This window comes from Caproiciproducens lactatisolvens, from assembly GCF_052443335.1.
In the GTDB taxonomy this organism is placed as follows: domain Bacteria; phylum Bacillota; class Clostridia; order Oscillospirales; family Acutalibacteraceae; genus Caproiciproducens.
This window is the reverse complement of sequence record NZ_CP195750.1, coordinates 2,020,211-2,038,778: the sequence shown is the minus strand read 5'-3', so window position 1 is coordinate 2,038,778 and position 18,568 is coordinate 2,020,211. Positions and strand designations below refer to the sequence as shown.

Below are 18,568 nucleotides of genomic sequence, written 5' to 3'. Positions count from 1 at the left end.
TATCCGGATCTCATGCTGCTTTCTGTTTGTATACCCTCATTGCGAACAGATACGCAACAATGAGAATACCCACGCACCATGCGAGCGCGACCCAAATGTCATTGCCGACAGGCTGATTAAACAATAACGCGCGGATCGCATCCACGATCGAAGTTACCGGCTGGTTTTCGGCAAAGGCCCGGACGGGCCCCGGCATCGATTCGGTCGGCACAAACGCCGAGCTGATGAACGGCAGGAAGATCAGCGGATAGGAGAAGGCGCTCGCACCGTCCACCGATTTTGCGGTCAGCCCGGGAATCACCGCGATCCAGGTCAGGGCCAGTATCACAAGCGCGAGGATCCCGGCCACCGCAAGCCAGGACAATACTCCCGCCGAGGAGCGAAAACCCATGATCAGCGCCACGAGAATGATGACGACGACCGAAATCACGTTGGATACCAGCGAGGTCAGCACGTGCCCCCACAGGGCGGCGGAACGCGCGATCGGCATGGAGTGGAACCGCTCGAAGATGCCGCTCTGCATATCCGTAAACAGGCGGAAAGCCGTGTAGGAGATGCCGCTCGCGATCGCCATCAGCAGGATGCCGGGCAGCAGATAATTTACATAATTGTCTGTGCCGGCTTGAATCGCGCCGCCGAGCACGTAGACGAACAGCAGCATCATCGCTATCGGAGTAAGGCAGACCGTGATGATGGTGTCCATGCTGCGGGAAATATGGCGCATGGAACGTCCAAGCATCACGCTCATATCGCTGAACAAGTAGTTCTTTGCCGCTTCCATTTATTTTTCCTCCTTCTTGCCGATGATTGCGAAGAAGATTTCCTCCAACGTCGGCTGTTTTTCTATATACTCCACCTTCGCGGGCGGGAACAGCTTTTTCAACTCCTCGAGCGTGCCGCTCACGATTATTTTTCCTTCATGGAGGATGGCGATCCGGTCGGCAAGTTGCTCGGCCTCTTCCAGATGCTGCGTGGTCAGGAACACCGTCGTGCCATTGTCGGCGAGCTCTTTGACCGTCTTCCAGACTTCGATGCGCGCCTCGGGGTCAAGCCCGGTGGTCGGCTCGTCGAGGAAAATGAGCCGCGGGTTTCCGATCAGGCTCATGGCGATGTCAAGTCTGCGGCGCATCCCGCCCGAATAGGTGGAAACCCTGCGGTCGGCGGCATCTGTCAGGCCGAAGCGGTTCAGCAGATCGTCCGCGACCTGGCGCGAATTAACAAGATGCCGCAGCCTCGCGATCATGATGAGGTTTTCCCGCCCGGTCAAAATCTCGTCCACGGCAGCAAACTGCCCGGTCAGGCTGATCGACTGCCGGACCTTGCCGGGTTCCTTCGTTACATCAAAGCCGTTCACTACGGCGCGCCCACCGTCGGATTTGAGCAGTGTGGTGAGGATTTTGACAATCGTCGTTTTGCCCGCGCCGTTGGAACCGAGCAGGGCGAAAATACTGCCTTTTTCCACCTCGAAATCCACGCCCTTCAGAACATGAAGTTTTTTGTAGGACTTTTGCAGCCCTTTTACCTGAATAGCGGTTTCTGTCATTTTGAAGCCTTACCCTTTCCAAGTTTTTTCAGTATGTCGCGGTTGAGCGCCTCACGCCAGTCTTCCGTGTATGTCCTGGCGCTGCGCAAAAGCTCGTCGCAGAATGCGGCCACATCCTCTCCGGTAATCTCCAAAACAGGCTTGCCTTCCGCCGCGCCGGCCTCGAACAGTTCTATCAGGTCATAATGGATCTTCATCATGTCATAGCCGGATCCCGCCGCGAACATCCACATGTGACTTTGGATTTTTTTAAATACGTATTGATAGTCTTTCGGCAGAGCCTCCACCCTTGCCATCTGCTGCTTGTATTCGCGTTTGCTCCCGATTATTTTTTTGATATTAAAATAATTATCGAAAAATTCAGACATCTGATTGCTCCTCCTTTAATTGGTTGATTTTCGACGCGACAAATTCCCATTTTTCCCAGAACCTCCGCAGTTCCTCGCGCCCCGCGTCGTTGAGCGCGAAAAACTTTCGCGGCGGCCCCAGGTCGGAGGGCTTTTTGGTGATCTCTACCAACTTGCTTTTTTCAAGCCGGAGCAGGATGGTGTACACCGTTCCCTCCACAACATCCGTGAAGCCGAGGGCGTTCAGCCGACGCGTGATTTCGTAGCCGTAGGTTTCTTTACGGCTTATGATTTCAAGGACGCAGCCCTCAAGCACGCCTTTGAGCATTTCCGTCAGGTTTTCCAGTATAATCCCTTCTTTACTATTATGTATGACTTGTATGGAGTGATACTTATTACTGCTATATAGTAACACGGAATAGATGCTTTGTCAATAGCACTTACTTTAGTAATGAATTCCATCTATAACGCAGGATGAAAAACAGCAGTCCGCCGGACGCCGGCAAATATTATCCCCTCACGTATTGGTATTTCCTGTCACATTGCTTCTATGATTGTACCGTTAATATCAAGAAATCCCGCTGTCTGCTGGAAAACAGCAGACAGCGGGACTCGTGCAGGTGATTGTGCTTTCTTTGTTTTTGTTTCTCTTAACACAGCGGTTCAAGGCCTTCGCTCCATCAACGCCAAAACAGGGAATACCCAAAATGGGCATTGCTAAAACCCTAATTCCTGGTCTATAAAGATGATTTCACACTTCATGCCCATCGGGGCACGGTCTATAATGGTCGTTATACGGCAAATCCGCTCAGGGCTGTTGCAATCATAGCATTTGTCCGCATTTTTGGCGCAGGGGGTTTTTGCGTTCATCCGTTTGGCGTTTTTCGGGGCGGCCACGTTCTTGCAGCGGTAGATTGCGTCACTCAGATTTGCTGTGATTTTATTTTTCCCCACAATATAGTAGCATGTTTCGGGACCGAAAGCCGTCATGGAAACACGATTTCCCGTCGCGTCGATATTGACGATCTCTCCGGACTCAGTCACGGCGTTTGCACTGGTTATGTAGATATTTGCGCAGTTGGCCAAGCGCCGGACGTCCCGGGAAGGCACCTTATTGTGCCATACCACGGCATTGTTTTGTTGTAAAGCCTCAAACAGTCCCATTTCCTTCAGAGTCGCGCTTCCACCGAATCCAATCGTTTGACGCTGGAGGGTGTTCACCAGATAATCGCTCGCTTCTTCTTTCGATGAAAAAAGCTGAGTTGAAAAACCATGCTTTTCAAAATTCTGCCTGATCATGGAATACTCCATTGCCGTCACTCCCGAAATCATTTTATCTCTCAAAGCTGAGAGTTTTCTTATTTATATTATACCACAGGCGTACAGGGCCGTTCATGCAACACTCTCATCATGCCTCTTAGCGGATAGGCCATCCATCAAACGGCGTCGGTAATCGGATTCGGATGCCACCGCAGGTCCTGCGTGGTGTTATAGGTAAGACCTTCATTATTATTGCAATACATAATAATGCGGGATGATGTCCTGATAGCTTCCGTCTTTCATGAGAAATCCCCCGGGAATGACACCAAGCTGGACAAATCCCAGCTTTTTATACAAATGGAGAGCTGCAGTATTTGTGCTTACGACAGCGTTAAACTGCAGTATTTTAAAGCCAGTTTCCTTCGCCTTAGTAATACAGTGCAAAACCAGAATCTCACCGATTCTCTTTCCTCGTTCATCGCCCTTTACAGCATAGCTCGCGTTACAAATATGCCCGCATCTGCCTACATTGTTTGGATGCAGGATATACAGCCCGACCAGGTTACCTGTTTCCTGCTCAATTGCCACCCCGGTAAAAGACTGGCTTTCAAAAAATTCCATGCCGTTCTTTTCCTCCAAAAGCTCCGTCTGAGGAAAAGCAATTCCGTCCTCAACGATCTCATTCCAAATTATAATCATAGCCGGAATATCTTCACGTGTAAATTCTCTAACGGTAATACCCATAACTGCCCTTCTCACCTGAATTTTAATTTAGTTATCTTTACTTTAATAATAACACACTTTCCTTCATAAAATAAAGGTTTCGGCATTGGCAAACGAGCAAAAGGGAAGACAGGGGCACTTGCGACATTGACATCAGCGAAAATCTGATATATGATAGTTTATAGAACAAATTCTATAAACTATCATAATGAGGAGCAGTCGTATGGCGAGACCTAAAAAAGACCCAAACATAAAAAGAAAAGAATTTATAAATCAAGCTGCCGTTCTTTTCTTTGAAAAGGGATATAACGACACTTCTATCCAGGACATACTGCCGTGGAAATTATCGAAAAAATACTTGCGGATAAATGACCATTCTCACATCGGGCCAAGTGGCCGATGTAATGCCGAGGTACATTCTACGGTTTAAAATAAAAATGCCCTCCCGGCCGTCATGGTCAGGAGGGCGCAATTTTTATCGATTGAGCAGGGGCAGACCCGGCACAGCGGTATAATTCGGACTCATGTGACCGAAGCGGCCTGGGAGTACTGATAATCCTCATTCCACTGCGCGTAAGCGCTGTCCGACCGATGGTCCTCCAGATCATAATTCTGAGCGAGATAATTCCCGAAGTAAGAACTGATTTTGTACGCGCCCCAAAGGTTAAGATGCCCCGCATTGTTCATGTCGTTCGCAAAGTCCAGCCCGACCTCGTCCTTCTTATCATAGAAATCGAGGAACGGAATCCCGTTTTCCTCCGCCACATCCGCGACCGTGTTGAACAGAGCCTCGCAGTCGTTCACCCAATCGCTTTCTTTTTCAGCTTCGCTGTAGTCGCAGGGCATGTTTATAAAAATGAGGTCAAAGTTCTCCGTCTTTGACAGATCGATAATTTTATTCAGGTATTCCAAGGACTTTTCCGGAATATCGATCCGGTTGTCCGTAGTCTTCCACTCGGAATTCGGTTTACCGTACCGGTCGGTCCCGGCTGCAAACCCCTTTGAGTAGTAAAGAGGCGCAACGTCGAAACCGAAATCCTTCTTCTGCAGGGACGACCATCTGAAATGATATTTCAGGACCGGCAGGAGATACGCAATCCGGTCCTGCGGAGGGATGCAGTTCCAGATGGTCTCCAGCTTATTTTCTGAAAATTGCATATTGTCCACCGTGTTGCTGATTAACCCGGATTCCCCGTATTGGGTTGTCATGCCAAGATAAAATAAGTCCACAACGACAAGAGGACTCTTGTGCGTCTTTAAGACTTCTTTTAATAAGTAGTAGGTCACATCAAGCGGCTGCCCGCCCGTTGCATAATTAAAGCTGGTGATGCCCTGCTGGTTCCAGATGACGTTTGGGTCCAGCCCGCCGTTCATATGGCTGGAACCCATAAAAACAACGTCGTACTGGTCGTCGGACAGGTACAGGCCCTCTTCCAGCTTTGCCCGGTGCTCCGTTTTGTAAACGAAAATCGGGCTGAGCCCGGCGAGAAGAACAACCAGAAGGGCAGTAAAAAGCAAACTTTTTCCAATGATTTTTTTACGCATTCGTTTCCTCCACTTGGCTTTGTTCGTAAATTGAAAATTGACGGATTTTCAGACACAAAGTGCCTTACCCGCCTACGGTGCTCACGTTGATAGCCTATTCCATACGGGTTTTCTGTATTCCTCGCTTTGAATACGCTTCAAAGCAAGCGATGTGCGAAACGGGCATGCAGGTTCAGCCTGCCCGTATGCCGGGCATTTTTGACGCGGTCGGACGTAAATCGTCCAGCTCCTGATTTGCGAACGGGCCTAAAACTTGCTATAAATAAACTGCTGGGCGTTATATTCCGACCCGTAAGTGCCGAAGACGGCCAGCGTCAGGGCGGCTGTCAGATACACCGACCACCGCACCGCGGCATTGCTGCCCAGCACGGCGCTGCGCAGGTCCCATTTCCTTTTTATAAAGTCCACCGCTGCCACGACGAGAATCCCAAGGACCGCGGCCAGAAATTCCGGCTGCGTGAGGCCGAGGTTGAAAAGGGAGCCGTCCCACAGGGACGCCGGATTGAACCGGAACAGATTCCCGATCATCGCGGCCGCGTCGGGCAGCGTTTCCGCGCGGAAAAAGATCCATGCAAAGCTGACCAGCAAAAAGGTGACGGCGGTCTGCAAAGCCCGGTACCAGGCGGAACTCTCGCCAATTCCCAAGCGCTCCCGGGCATTTTTTCTCAGCCGCTTCGACAGCAGCCCGACCACCTGATAAAACCCGTGCAGGGCGCCCCAGATCAGAAAGTTGACAGAATCCCCGTGCCAGAGGCCGCAGACCACAAACACGGTCATCAGATTCAGGCAGCGGCGGAACGCGGAGCACCGGCTCCCGCCGAGCGGGATATACAGGTAATCCTTAAACCAGGAGCCCAGCGAAATATGCCAGCGCCGCCAGAACTCCTGAATCGACCTTGAAAAATACGGCCGGTCGAAATTGGTGGTCAGCCGGAAGCCCATCACTTCCGCCGCACCGATGGCGATATTGGTATAGCCGGCAAAATCGCAGTAGATCTGGAACGTGTAAAAGACGACGGCAACGATGGAGGCGAGTCCGTAGTACTGCGCCGGCTTTCCGTATACCGTATCAACCAGAACTCCGAGCCGGTCCGCTACGACCATTTTCTGAAAATAGCCCCACAGCATCAGCAGGACGCCTCTTCTGGCCCGGTCGTAATCAAAAATATGTACCTCGTCCAGCTGGCGGAGAAAGTTCTTCGATTTCTCGATCGGGCCGGAAGTGATCTGTGGGAAGAAGGAAACAAACAGCGCGTATTTTCCCAGATGCCGCTCCGGCGGAACGTCCCCTCTGTAAACGTCCACGGTGTAGCTCAGAGCCTGAAAGGTGTAGAAGGAGATTCCCACCGGCAGCAGCAGGTCGAAATGCGCCGCGGCCACGGGAACACCCGTCAGGGAAAGGATGCCCGCGCCGATCTGACTGAACAGGTTCAGATATTTGAAGACGGATAAAATACCGATATTGATGAAGAAGCTCAGGGCGACCCAGATTTTCTTCTGCCGCGCCGCTCTGCCGGGATCCGCCAGCCGGGCGGATTCCCCGATCAGCAACCCGCTCGCGTAGGTGACCAGCGTGGAAACGCCCAGAAAGATGGCGTACCACGGATGATAACACATGTAAAAAAAATAACTGGCCGCGAGCAGCCAAATCCACCGGAATTTGTGGGGGAGGACAAAATATACCACCGTCGAGACAGAAAAGAACAGAAAAAACTCCAGCGAGATGAACGACAAAAAAGCACCTCCTAAACCTGCAATTGGCCCGTATCCCGACCCGATTGATTTCTTTACTATTAAATCATAAAAATGCAAACATTTTGTTAACAATTGTAATCTTTTTGTAATCTTTTTTACATATATCCTTAGAAATAAAAAAATCCTCGTCAGCCAATAGGCCAGCGGGGATAATTTGCTGTCATCAGCTAAAGTTCCTCTGATCGAGAAATTTTTCAAATTTTGCCGGTCCCAAAATCTCGTTGGTCACAAACTTGCCGTCATAGAAAAAGCTGTAGGTGGTAAAGGGCGTGGGGGCAGATTGTGCCTGCCCGGTCGTCGCGATCTTGTGGACGCTGATTTCCGCTCCGCATTCCTTCGCAAGGCTGACGATGATCGGCACATATTTGTCGGTGTGCGGACACTGGTTGGTGTAGTACAGCACCATGCCCTTTTCGGCGATTTTGCCCTGATTTGCGCAGTCTCTGAACCTCGGAACAGGAGCGTTCCCGGTAAACGGCAGGCAGTAGAGAACAAAAAAGGGCGCAGCGGTATCGGCAGCTGAAAAGCCTTTGTGTTTCAGATAATCCGGGTCGGACAGGAATGGACGTTTTTTCTCCGAGGCGACAACAGTGAGGCCGCAGCAGCCTTTGGATTTGGCATCCTGAATGCACTCCTCCAACAGACGGTCGGCGTAGCCCTTTCCCTTATACTGCCCCGAAACCCAAAAGCAGTTGACGTGCATATATCCCTGTGCACCGATGGGGCACCATGCCTTCTCTGCGGGGATGTACTCAATAAACACCTTTCCCCGAACATTTAGCTTCCGGAACACCAGGCCATCCGCAAAGCAATCTCTCATCCACGCCTTTTTGGAGGATACACAGGTTTCGCCCTTCTTGTCGGAGATGGCGCAGCAGATATGCTCGCGATCAATGTTGTCCGCTGTTACGGTGATGATGTTTTCCATTGCCACACCTTCTTTTTGATATTTCACATTCCGGACCCGCTGGGCGAAACAACTGCCGTAGCTGGGCTGGATCTCGGAATTCTCCTGCAGAAAGCGATTCGTTTCAACCCATAAGCGGCTGCTAATGTACCCCGAGAGTCAAGGATGGAGATGCCCTCGATTTTTCCTTGGGTGGTATATATCGGAAGATTCGTATATAAAACAGAAAATCATAACGGCTGCACGGAAAGAATTAGCTTGGCGATCAAGTAAATAAGATAGAACAGCATCAATGGATTGCTAAAAAATCTGCGGATGCGATGTTCCACGGGAACAAAATTTTCCTTCTCCTTACGCAAGTTTTTTAGAATCATCTGCCGCTTTTTTATCAGCACCCAAATACCAATGCCTCCTAAAATTGCAATAATAACATAAATGGCGATGGTATTGGGAATTAAGGTCAAACCGTTATTGATGACGTGCAGGATATAGGCGCTTTTTATACTTCCGGTTTCCAATGTAACATATGCAAGTACAAGCCCAAAAAGAAATGTTTGAAAGAGTTGGGTGAAATTTCCGTGACCGAGTGAGAAAAAAACAGAAGACATGATGATAGCAAAACATTTCCCATATGGAGCAAAAGCAGAAAGCAACAGCCCCCTGCAAAGTATTTCTTCTGACAGTGGAGCAATAAAAACCCCAATGACTATCAGCAAAATAGTAAGTAAAAAGGGCCCGTTGCTACCTATTTCAGAATGTGATGGTGACTGAAGACCGGCTCGCTGAAACAGGGCAGAAAGGGGTATACAAAACAAAAACAGGCCAATAGCTGCAAAGGTATATTCTACTGGAATATAATACTTCATATTCTTTACGTCAACTTTAGCGCTATTCCAAAGGTGCAGTAAATGAATATGTAGAATTTTTCCAATCAGCGGAAAAACAACAAGAAAGTTAAACATATACCCAGTAGCCACCCATATGACTCTGGAAGGTAACCCATTTGTAGTACCGCCTGCCGCTAAAATTATTTTATAAACTACTGGCGCCAACACCATCTGGATGAAGACGTCAGATAAAATCAAACACAACGCAACTTTCGTCACTGTGGTCCTGAAATTTTTTGCCTCAATTTCCGACTCCATATATTGAACCTCCTTGTTTAAGCTGAGCTTCATAGACAGAATGGAGAAGGTCAGAAGATAGGGGAGACGGCACACAAACATAGTAACCTTATTTCACTTCGCGTTATGTCCTATCCAATGAGAAAATGAAAATAATTAAAAATCAGACCAACGGCCAGAGATATTGTATTGGCAATTACTGTATACAGGGCAAGCTTGGGTTTGGAAATATGTTTGAACAAGAACAAGTATGCCACAAATTCAGTAATGAAAACAAATATTTCGCCGATAATTACTGAATCGGTATAACTAACCGTGCCGGATCTGATGAAAGCAAAAAGTATGATTTGAGTGACAATGTTGATCACGACAACTTTCCGGAGCGGCCTCATTTTAAATGGAACAGCGACCAAAGCTTCTATCGCAACGGATATCGTCATTCTGGTCAAATAAGCCAAAATGAATAAGAACGAAAAAGCCATAGCGCTGTAGCCGTGATAATACGGCGAAAATTCTATGGTCGGCGTTTCGCTCCCTGCATTATATCTGACTGTGCGTGGAAAAGTATCATCATCGGTTGGCGTTACACTTACCGCATTGGAGACCTTCAGGAGTTTCCCATCCCTGTCAAGCAAGGCGATTTTGATAGTCTTCGTCATAGTACTGATCGGTTTATTCCCATTGTTCAGTATCATATCTTTTGTCAACTCTGAGTTGGACTGTTGGCTGTTGGGACTTGATTGCACATCTTTACAATGGAAAGATGTGCTCATATATCCGTCCTGATTGTAAGCTACGATAGGTGTTGAACGGCTAAAGCCATGAGCACTCGCATTTGCCGTATTCAAATCCGTATAATATTCGTTGTTACTGTCTATTTTAATCAGAATATCAATATACCTTACATTTTCATCTGCATTGGTTACGTACGAATAAAAATAACTCGGAGGCGGAGGTGAATTAGCATAGGCAACACACAAAGGTGTAAAAAAGATACAAAAAATTCCTATGGTAAGAAACAGGAAAAGTGTTTTTACTTTTCGCATTCGTTTCACTCCCTTTTATAAATAATAAAGCTCTTTACAGTGTGTAAACACATTGCGAAATTCACAATAGAGGGGAGACAACAATTGTTTTCATAGTCTGAATCCCATTTGTTTGTAAGAGCCCAAGTGGCTGATAGCGGTTTAGATGCCCAACATGCCCGGTCCTACAAATTATTTTTCTACAAATATCTTTGCATTCCCACAAGTACATAACTTTCTGCGGGCACTTCGACGCCCGTTTTTTCAAAATGATTTCTGATCCAAAATGCTTCGCTTTGATAATTCCCTCTAACATATGCAAGCTTTGCAGCAGAAAAGCCCGTTTCTTTGAGGTAATGACAAACTTCTGTAATGATGGCGGTCCCGACGCCTTTTCCCTGCACTTGCTGATCCGTCATAAAGAAACCTATAAATGCTGTTTTCGAATTGGGATACCCGGATATCAAATCCATTATTGCGACAAGCGATCCATCTTTATAAAAGCCAATGTAATATTTATCTTCCAGGGTTTTACCCTTTGGCAATATTATCAGATCTTCTTTTATGCTGTTAATTGTTACAAATGGCGGGCATTTTCTTACCCTCTTGCGGATTAATGATGTGTGTTCTTAATCTCATAAAACATAAGCTCAAAGGGTAGGGGAGACGCAATCAAGTATCATCTGGATGTGAGGGATTCCATCCTCAAGAAATATTCCTGAAACCTGTTTGAATCCTTGCTTTTCATAAAATCCTTTTGCATATGTTTGCGCTTCTATTCTTATAGCAGTCGCCTTCAATTTGTTTTTCGCAACCTTTATCCCTTCTGAGAGAATTTCGCTGCCTATGCCATGCCGTCTTTTCACGGCAATCACTCGGCCAATCGATACCTCATTATAGGACACACCTTTATCAACAACTCTTAAGTATGCCTGTATTCCATCATCATCTTTTAAATACACATGAAATGATCGTTTATCCTTGCCATCGATCTCCTGATACGGACAATTTTGTTCAACAACAAATACGGCAACTCTTATCTTAAGAATCTCGTACAATTCCTCAACTGTTAACTCTTCAAATCTTTTTACTATAAGCTCCATTTTGTTCCATCCTTCATTTTTATTTATTGTTTATATAGATGTTTATGAATAATTTAGCCAAACCTTCATTCATCCAATCTTCGAGGCAACCGATCAAGTTCAACAGTCAATCAGGTAAAAAAGACCAAAATAAATTGAATCTGCCTATATTTTATCACTTCCCTTTATTTTCCTCAATGGCAACTTGACTAAAATGATAGAAAAGACGAAAGGAGACGCGCTCATGTAAAGCCGCCTTTGGAGACGGAGGCCTCCGGTCTGGTCGGCGCGGTAGTCCGGCGTCTGCGGGTCCAGACTGCTGATCGTGACGCCGTGGAGTTATAAATCGGTTCTCCCCAGACAAAGTCCTCACGCCCGCCGCAGAAGTGCGCGCGCGTTCATCCTATAAAAAAAGTATGACCTGTAAGTAAACAGTGTTTTTTCTGTCTGCTTACAGGTCATCACTTCATTTTACGGGTGATATTGACTTTTACGCATCCCTTTGCTTTTATGATATTTCATTTTAGTCTGAGCCGGCCGGGTCCTGCAGCCCATCCTTCAGACAGCCGGACGCAGGCCGGGAATCTTTGGTTCAATCATGCGTTCCGAAAGAGGCAGCCCCAGCAATTTACAGACAAGGGGTGCAATATGCAGCTGGGCCACCGTCTGATCGCTGTAATCCGCCGCATCGACTTGGTCGCTGATGATATACATTGGAACCATTCTTTCCTCTGCGCTGGTTCCTCCATGGATTCTGTCCCTGCCCATCCCATGGTCAGCGGTTATGATCACGCTGTATCCCTCTTCAGCCCATTTGAGCAGAAACTGGGACAGGATACAATCAACGTTAAAAGCCGCCTTGCAGTACTCTCCGCTCTCTCCGCCGAATTGATGGCCGACGTAATCCACACTCATGGGATGCACCAGAATAAATCCCGGGTTATGGCGGATGATCAGTTCATCCGCGTCAAGAAACAGATGGGAATCCGGGTAGCTGTCGTCATAATAAAACATGGCGTTCTGGATCGCCGATGCGGAATCACTGTGGAACCGGTCCGTCAGCGGATGGAACGGGGCATGAAGATATAATTCGCTGAAAAAATAATAAGCAGCGGCGGCAGTGGCAATACCGGCATCCGCCGACATCTGGAAAAGATTTTCCTGAGTGGATTTTCGGATTGTTTCATTTGAAGCGATTTGATTGACGGATACCGGCGTTCCGGTCATAAGGACCTCATATAACGGCCGGGAAACCGATGGGAGTTCCGACCTGACAACATACTTCGACGCTATGCGCGCCTCCACGAGATGCTCCATAAAACCCATATGACGAAACGCTGTTTCCGCGTTCAGACCATCGATTAGAACAAAAAGCACTTTTTCCAACTTATGAACCTCCTGACAATACCATTCTATTTGTTTCATCCAGTATTCAGCAATCCGTTCCCAAGGCTTTTTTCCTGCCCGCCGACATTCTTCAGGGATTCTTCGGTCTGCGCATCAAAGACATGCATATTCTCGGGCCTGACGATCATTTCCACCGTCTGGCCGATCTGAAGATCCGTATGTCCGTTGGCGTGTACCTCAACAAAAAAAGTGTTTCCATCGGACGAACGGATGGTATATCTTTTCGTCTTTCCGAGAAAATCCAAATTGTAGATTTGTCCCCGCAGATGGTTGATCTGCCCGTTTTCACTGAAACTTTCGGAAAGCTCTATGTCCTCGGCATGCATGACAATTCGGATTTTTCTGCCGATCTCCGCTTTTTTCTCGTCAAGGTGCGGCAATGCGACCATACCGCTGCATACTTTCGCAATGGGAGGACTAAGGGATGCGATCGTCCCCTCCATAACGGAAACCACCCCGATAAACGAAGATGTAAAAAAACAATTCGGATTGGAATACATGGTCTGCGGGTCGTCATATTCCACGATGGAACCTTCCCGCATGAGCGCCACCCGGTCGGCAATCGCAAGAGCCTCCGCCTGGTCATGAGTTACAAAAACAGCCGTGATGCCAAGCTGAAGCTGGAGCCTGCGGATTTCGCCGCGCAGCGAAAGCCGTACCGCCGCGTCAAGGGCGCTGAGCGGCTCGTCGAGCAGAAGAAGACCGGGGCTGGGCGCAAGCGCCCTGGCCAGCGCGACCCGCTGCTGCTGCCCGCCGCTCATTTGATGCGGATACCGGTTTCTGAAGTCCTGAAGTCCGACCCTCTCCAGCCATTCTTCCGCTTCCTTTTGGGACTGTTTCCGGGGCATTCTTTTCATTTCCAATCCAAACGCAACGTTTTGCAGCGCATTTAAATTGGGGAACAGCGAATAATGCTGAAATACCATCCCGACACGGCGCTTTTTGGCGTCCAAACCGCCCCAGTTCACTCCCTTGAACTCGATGCCGCCGCCGTCAGGCATCTCCAGCCCCGCGATAATTTTCAGCAGCGTGCTTTTTCCACAGCCGCTGGGCCCGAGCAAACAAACCATTTTGCCCTCGCTGATCTCCAGATTGATTTGATTTAAAACACGGACTTTTCCATAGTGTTTCTCAATGTCCGTAAGTTTCAGATGATTCAAAGAGCATCTTCCTCCTTCCTTTCTCCTTTTGCTTTGCTTTGGAAACCCGCAATCCACGACATGATAAAGATGATCAGCATCCCAATCACGGAAAGCGTACTGACTACATGCCCGTCCATGGTAAAGTATTTATACTGATACATCGCAAAGGTCTCCCAGCCGGCTCCCACAATCAGCTGCTGGAGCGCGAAATTATCAAACGTACTCGCAAAGGCGATGACTGCTGCGATGACGATCCCTTTTTTCAGCGAGGGTATCATAATCCGGATGATAAATTCCAAAGTTCCGCACCGGAGAGTCCTCGCGGCGTTGTAAAGCTCCACCACATCGACAGCCTGAAATGCATTTAAGATCGTCCAGTACACGAACGGCAGACCGAACGCGGCTTGAACCCCGATCAGGAGGGCGGGGGTGCCAAGCAGGGCGGGGACCGTCGCGCCGTAAAACTTGACGGAACCCAGAGCCAGCACCACCGCCGGCAGGGCTATTGGAATAATGGAGAGTATTTGAATCAGCCTTCCAAGGCCTTCGTTTCCAATTTTGATTGCGAAGACGGCGGGGATTGTCACAGCGACCTCCAGGACCGCCACAACCAGGCAAAGAAAAATCGTTCGGAACAGAGACGAGTAAAATTCATCGCTGGCGAAAATTATGGAATAGGCATTCAGCGACCATGACTGCGGCAGGACGGTGTCGGTCCACTTTCCCGACAGGGAAAACAGCACCGTTGCAAGGATCGGAACGCCAAGATACAGCAGGAAGAAAATCGAAATCGCAGAAAACCCGATCCGTTCCCACCTGTCACGCTTAGCTTTCCGGGAAATCGGCCGCGTATCGGAAGATCCTCCGGTTTTTATCCAATCCATTTTGAAGCCCTCTTATTAAAAACATCATAAATACAGGTCGTAACGATCATAATTAAAAGCAGCACCACCGAAAGAATATCCGCATCGGACCGGTTAAAAACGGACATCTGCATTAAATAGCCGATTTGAAGCGTAATCAGGTTGATGCGGTTGTCGGTGATGGCCTGGGCAGTGGCGTAAGTTCCCATTGCCTGAAGAAAAACAAGTGTGGTGGAGGAGAGAAACGAGGGAAGCAGAACCGGACCCGCAATTTTCAGAAAATAGCGGAGCTTTCCGGCGCCCAGGGTGCGGGCGGCTGCAAGCCACTCCGGTTTCAGGCATCCCACTGCCGGCATAAAAATCAGGCACATAAACGGAACCAGAAAGGAAAGATAGGCCCAGTGCAGCCCGGAAAGGCTTACCAGCTTAAAATCGGCAAGCATCCCGATTCCGATATGTTTCAGCAGCAGGGACAGCATCCCGTTTGTTCCCAGCGTCGCTATAAACGAGAACGCAAGGCTCACACCGCCGTTGTGGGCGCCAAAATTAACAAAGGCAAGGAACCAGCTGTGCTTGGACAGCTTTGGCGCCCAGAACAGGGCAAGCAGCCCCCCGATGACGGCAGCCTCCGCCGTCGTCCAAAAAGCGAGAAGGAAGCTGCCCCGAAAAGCCCTGACGTAAGTGCTGTTGCGCGCAACGGCAATCCAGCCGTTCAGGCCGCTGTCAAAGCTGTGAACGGTGATGGAGATCACAGGGAAAACCAAAAACAGGGCACAGATGATGAGGTAGGGCAATGCGAGGAGGTACGGGAGGGTTCCTCCGACATGCCGTTTCCGGCTTTTGAGACTCTGTTCCTGCTCCATTTTGACCATTACTGTCCCAAAACCTCCTTTGTCCACCTGGCTGCGATCACATCCGGCGCCACCTTGTCCCATTCGGCCGGTTTCCCGCAGTTCGTGTAAAAGCTGTCCGGAAGCATCTTGCTTTTAATTTCATCCGGAATCTGCAGGCTGCCTTCCACATAGCGGATCGGGCGCGCATACCCTTTTGCAAAAATCAGCTGTCCTTCGTCCGATGATACAAAATCCGCGAATTTTTTCGCGTTGTCAGGGTGAGGCGACCATTTATTGATGATCAATGCACCCGGCGCCCAGATAGATCCTTCCTCCGGGAACACGATGGAGAAATTCGCCTGCCCTTTCAGCTGTTCCTGATACCCTTTTGCCAGGAAATCGTAGACAATGTAAATCGGAACCTCTCCTTTTTGCAGTGTTGCGACGGACACGGAGATATTCTTGATATTACCCGCTTTCTGGAGCTTCGAAAAATAGGACATGGACGCGTCAAGATTGGTGACGCTTCCGCCCAGGGCGTACGACGCGGCCAGAACCATATTTTGTCCGGAGCCCGATGTCTGCGGGTTTGACATGCAGACCATGTCTTTGTAATCGCTCTTCAGCAAATCGTTCCATGACTTCGGAACATTCTTGACGATATCCATGTTCACCAAAAACACGGGGACCCCGACGTACAGCCCGGACCAGTTTCCGTCCTTATCCTTGGCCCAGTCGCCGATCTTATCCCAATTCGCGTGTTTATACGGCATGGTAACGCCCTGCTGCACGGCGACCAGTCCCCACATCATGCCGACTTCGGCCGTGTCCGCAACAGGATTGTTCTTTTCCGCGCCGAACTTCTGAATCTCTTCGGCACTCGACATATCGGTGTCGGTGTGCGTGGTTCCGTATTTTTCATTGAAGGTCGCGAACATTTCCTTCCAGTTTGCCCAATCGTCGGGCTGTCCATAAGTAATAATCTTGTTCTCGGCTGAAGCCGTCCCCGCGCTGCCGGAGCAGCCTGCGGCAAAGGTCATCATGAGAGCTGCGGCCGTCAGCAGACAGCCGGTCTTTTTCCAAAATCCTGGCATTTTTATACCCCGCTTTCAGTAGTCAAAATTCTTGTAACCGGTCCAAAGGCGCCATTTCACGATAACGCTCGGTCATCGATGTTTCAATCATAGGGTTCATATGTTAAAGCGCCAACCCATCGATGTAAAAAACCAGTTAACTCTATTTCCGTACCGATTAGCAGCAGCGTATTGCTTCAGTACGTCGCTGAGGGTTTTCCGCAGGTAAAAGGACGGCAGCATCCAAGCTGGATGCTGCCGTCCCAAAAAGCGAATATGTTCTGATCCGCCGATACAGGGGAAGCCCGCGCAGACGGGAAGTTTCCGTATCGGGCTTCAGATCGCTAAAAATTAATTTTCAGCTTAAACCGGTCGCTCCGTGCATAAACCTGAAAATATTCCACAGGACCGCCGGGTACCTCGAATACATTGGTTTCCTTTAACAGGGGGATGCCGGCATCAATGCCGAGCAGATGAATTTCCGAAACAGTGGGCAGGACCACTTCGACCGCCACGCTCTTGCAGATCGGGTGCGCGTAGCCATATTTATCGACAAGAATATCGTTGAGCGAATAAAAGCTGTTTAGATACTGCTCCAGCTCCGGCACCATTCTTTGCGGGATTTCAGAGTAGCAGATGGCGAGGGGAAGACCCATGACGGACCGCAGAACTTTCAGCCGGTAAAGCTGGTCGCCCTCCGAAAGACCGAAAATGTTTTTTTCAACCTGCTTGGCCCGGATCAGCGTCCATGCCAGCAATTTACTCTCATAGCGATATACCGGCTCCTGAAATGTTTCCGAAAAGCCGACGTTGACATCCTGCTGATAGACGATGAACTGCTGCTTTTCCGCGACAAAAAAGCCTTTCCCTTTGCGCGCGTATACTTTTCCCTGAGAACGCAAATGGTCCAGCGCTCCCCTTACGACATTGCGGCTGACGCCAAACTGGGTCGCAAGGGAGTTTTCCGAGGGCAGCATTTCGTCCGTGGACAGCCTGTGGGTACGGATATAACCCATCACGTAATCTGCAATCTTCAATTTCATCAGCTGCGTTTTCACGATGTGACCATCGCTCATCAATCTCACTCTCCCTTCAATGTCCGCGCCCATTATCAGGGGTTTTGCCCCTCTGAAAGCAGACCGTTGATCTTTTCTGTCAGAGCGGGCAGCTCTTTCAGGGTATTGATCACAAAATGGGCCCCCGCGCTTAGAAAATGAGCCTTTGCAGCATCACATTTTTCCTGAAACGCTTTTGGACTCATAAGAGCCTTCTCTTCCAGGCGCAGGCCAAGCTCGCTGCTGCCTTCCACGACGCCGATGCTCCAACAGCCGGCGTTGACACCTTCCTGAATATCGCTGACGGTATCCCCGACCTTCACCATGCGGCGCATGGGGTACACGCCGAGCCGAATGGCATTTTGATAGCACATCCACGGGTAAGGGCGGCCTGCCGGCAGCCCGTCCGAAGTAAAAACGCAGTCCGGGGCGTATCCGCGTTTTGCCGCCGACGGGACGACGATTTTCATCATCTGGTCGGTATATCCCGTCGTGGAACCGATTTTCAGACTGGTTTTGCGAAGTTCCTCCACTGTCTCCACGACACCGGGAATCAACTCCGAATAATTGCCCAGGACCGCAGTCAGCGCCGGTACAAACTGCTGATACAGCTTCCGGACGTCCGAGTCCTCCGGAAGCCTTCCATATTTTTTCTTCCATAAAGCCGCTATTCTCGGCATGCTGAGCAGCGCACGGATATGGTTGATCTTCGAAAGTCCCATCGGCTGTCTCGCCTCTTCCAGCGTAATCTCCACGCCGCTGCTTCTGAATGTCTCCAAAAAAGCGCCGAGCGGGGCGAAGCATCCATAATCGATCGTCGTTCCCGCCCAGTCAAAGATTACCGCTTGAATTTTTTCTTTTTGCATCGTTAAATCCCCTTATTC

The 18,568-nt window shown here is 49.1% G+C and carries 20 protein-coding genes; all 20 read right to left on the bottom strand.

Annotated features, from left to right (window positions below):
- Positions 1–10 precede the first annotated feature (10 nt).
- Positions 11–781, bottom strand: a complete 771-nt coding sequence (locus ACRQV7_RS10035; protein ID WP_444658013.1) for an ABC transporter permease — start codon at positions 779–781, stop codon at positions 11–13.
- Positions 782–1,543: an ABC transporter ATP-binding protein gene (locus tag ACRQV7_RS10030; RefSeq protein WP_444658012.1), complete on the bottom strand. Its 762-nt coding sequence runs from the start codon at positions 1,541–1,543 to the stop codon at positions 782–784.
- Entirely contained in the window at positions 1,540–1,911 is a 372-nt protein-coding gene (locus ACRQV7_RS10025; protein WP_275713695.1) for a DUF1048 domain-containing protein, read from the bottom strand. Before ACRQV7_RS10025 ends, ACRQV7_RS10030 begins: the two co-directional genes overlap by 4 nt.
- Entirely contained in the window at positions 1,904–2,218 is a 315-nt protein-coding gene (locus tag ACRQV7_RS10020) for a PadR family transcriptional regulator (RefSeq protein ID WP_275713694.1), read from the bottom strand. The genes ACRQV7_RS10025 and ACRQV7_RS10020 overlap by 8 nt, the downstream gene beginning before the upstream one ends.
- A 389-nt stretch (positions 2,219–2,607) precedes the next feature.
- A complete protein-coding gene (locus ACRQV7_RS10015) occupies positions 2,608–3,201 on the bottom strand; it encodes a lactate utilization protein (protein WP_275713693.1) in 594 nt (197 codons plus the stop codon).
- Between the two features lie 198 nt (positions 3,202–3,399).
- A complete protein-coding gene (locus ACRQV7_RS10010; RefSeq protein WP_275713692.1) occupies positions 3,400–3,894 on the bottom strand; it encodes a GNAT family N-acetyltransferase in 495 nt (164 codons plus the stop codon).
- Between the two features lie 501 nt (positions 3,895–4,395).
- Complete coding sequence (locus ACRQV7_RS10005; protein WP_444658011.1) at positions 4,396–5,418, bottom strand: hypothetical protein; 1,023 nt, start codon at positions 5,416–5,418, stop codon at positions 4,396–4,398.
- 246 nt (positions 5,419–5,664) lie between these two features.
- Positions 5,665–7,152 carry an MBOAT family O-acyltransferase gene (locus ACRQV7_RS10000; protein ID WP_444658010.1) on the bottom strand — a complete coding sequence of 496 codons (1,488 nt, stop codon included), beginning with the start codon at positions 7,150–7,152 and terminating at the stop codon, positions 5,665–5,667.
- 184 nt (positions 7,153–7,336) lie between these two features.
- Positions 7,337–8,101, bottom strand: coding sequence for a GNAT family N-acetyltransferase (locus ACRQV7_RS09995; protein WP_444658009.1), 765 nt, complete (start codon positions 8,099–8,101; stop codon positions 7,337–7,339).
- A gap of 209 nt (positions 8,102–8,310) precedes the next feature.
- Positions 8,311–9,225 (bottom strand): CPBP family intramembrane glutamic endopeptidase, encoded by a 915-nt coding sequence (locus tag ACRQV7_RS09990; RefSeq protein ID WP_275713686.1) that lies wholly within the window; start codon positions 9,223–9,225, stop codon positions 8,311–8,313.
- A 110-nt stretch (positions 9,226–9,335) separates the two neighbouring features.
- Positions 9,336–10,250: a hypothetical protein gene (locus ACRQV7_RS09985; protein ID WP_275713685.1), complete on the bottom strand. Its 915-nt coding sequence runs from the start codon at positions 10,248–10,250 to the stop codon at positions 9,336–9,338.
- A gap of 179 nt (positions 10,251–10,429) precedes the next feature.
- Positions 10,430–10,774 carry a GNAT family N-acetyltransferase gene (locus ACRQV7_RS09980; protein ID WP_275713684.1) on the bottom strand — a complete coding sequence of 115 codons (345 nt, stop codon included), beginning with the start codon at positions 10,772–10,774 and terminating at the stop codon, positions 10,430–10,432.
- A gap of 105 nt (positions 10,775–10,879) precedes the next feature.
- Positions 10,880–11,332: a GNAT family N-acetyltransferase gene (locus tag ACRQV7_RS09975; RefSeq protein ID WP_275713683.1), complete on the bottom strand. Its 453-nt coding sequence runs from the start codon at positions 11,330–11,332 to the stop codon at positions 10,880–10,882.
- Positions 11,333–11,869: 537 nt separating this feature from the next.
- The gene (locus ACRQV7_RS09970) at positions 11,870–12,688 is read right to left on the bottom strand and encodes an alkaline phosphatase family protein (RefSeq protein WP_444660261.1); all 819 of its coding nucleotides are present in this window, start codon (positions 12,686–12,688) and stop codon (positions 11,870–11,872) included.
- 44 nt (positions 12,689–12,732) lie between these two features.
- On the bottom strand, positions 12,733–13,878 hold the full coding sequence (locus tag ACRQV7_RS09965) for an ABC transporter ATP-binding protein (protein WP_444658008.1): 1,146 nt from the start codon (positions 13,876–13,878) through the stop codon (positions 12,733–12,735).
- Entirely contained in the window at positions 13,875–14,744 is an 870-nt protein-coding gene (locus tag ACRQV7_RS09960) for an ABC transporter permease (protein WP_444658007.1), read from the bottom strand. Before ACRQV7_RS09960 ends, ACRQV7_RS09965 begins: the two co-directional genes overlap by 4 nt.
- Positions 14,732–15,595, bottom strand: a complete 864-nt coding sequence (locus ACRQV7_RS09955) for an ABC transporter permease (RefSeq protein WP_444658006.1) — start codon at positions 15,593–15,595, stop codon at positions 14,732–14,734. The genes ACRQV7_RS09960 and ACRQV7_RS09955 overlap by 13 nt, the downstream gene beginning before the upstream one ends.
- Positions 15,595–16,650 carry an extracellular solute-binding protein gene (locus tag ACRQV7_RS09950; RefSeq protein ID WP_444658005.1) on the bottom strand — a complete coding sequence of 352 codons (1,056 nt, stop codon included), beginning with the start codon at positions 16,648–16,650 and terminating at the stop codon, positions 15,595–15,597. The genes ACRQV7_RS09955 and ACRQV7_RS09950 overlap by 1 nt, the downstream gene beginning before the upstream one ends.
- 323 nt (positions 16,651–16,973) lie before the next feature.
- Positions 16,974–17,705: a GntR family transcriptional regulator gene (locus ACRQV7_RS09945; RefSeq protein WP_275713678.1), complete on the bottom strand. Its 732-nt coding sequence runs from the start codon at positions 17,703–17,705 to the stop codon at positions 16,974–16,976.
- Positions 17,706–17,740: 35 nt separating this feature from the next.
- Positions 17,741–18,550 carry a phosphonoacetaldehyde hydrolase gene (gene phnX, locus ACRQV7_RS09940; RefSeq protein WP_444658004.1) on the bottom strand — a complete coding sequence of 270 codons (810 nt, stop codon included), beginning with the start codon at positions 18,548–18,550 and terminating at the stop codon, positions 17,741–17,743.
- Positions 18,551–18,568: the final 18 nt, after the last annotated feature.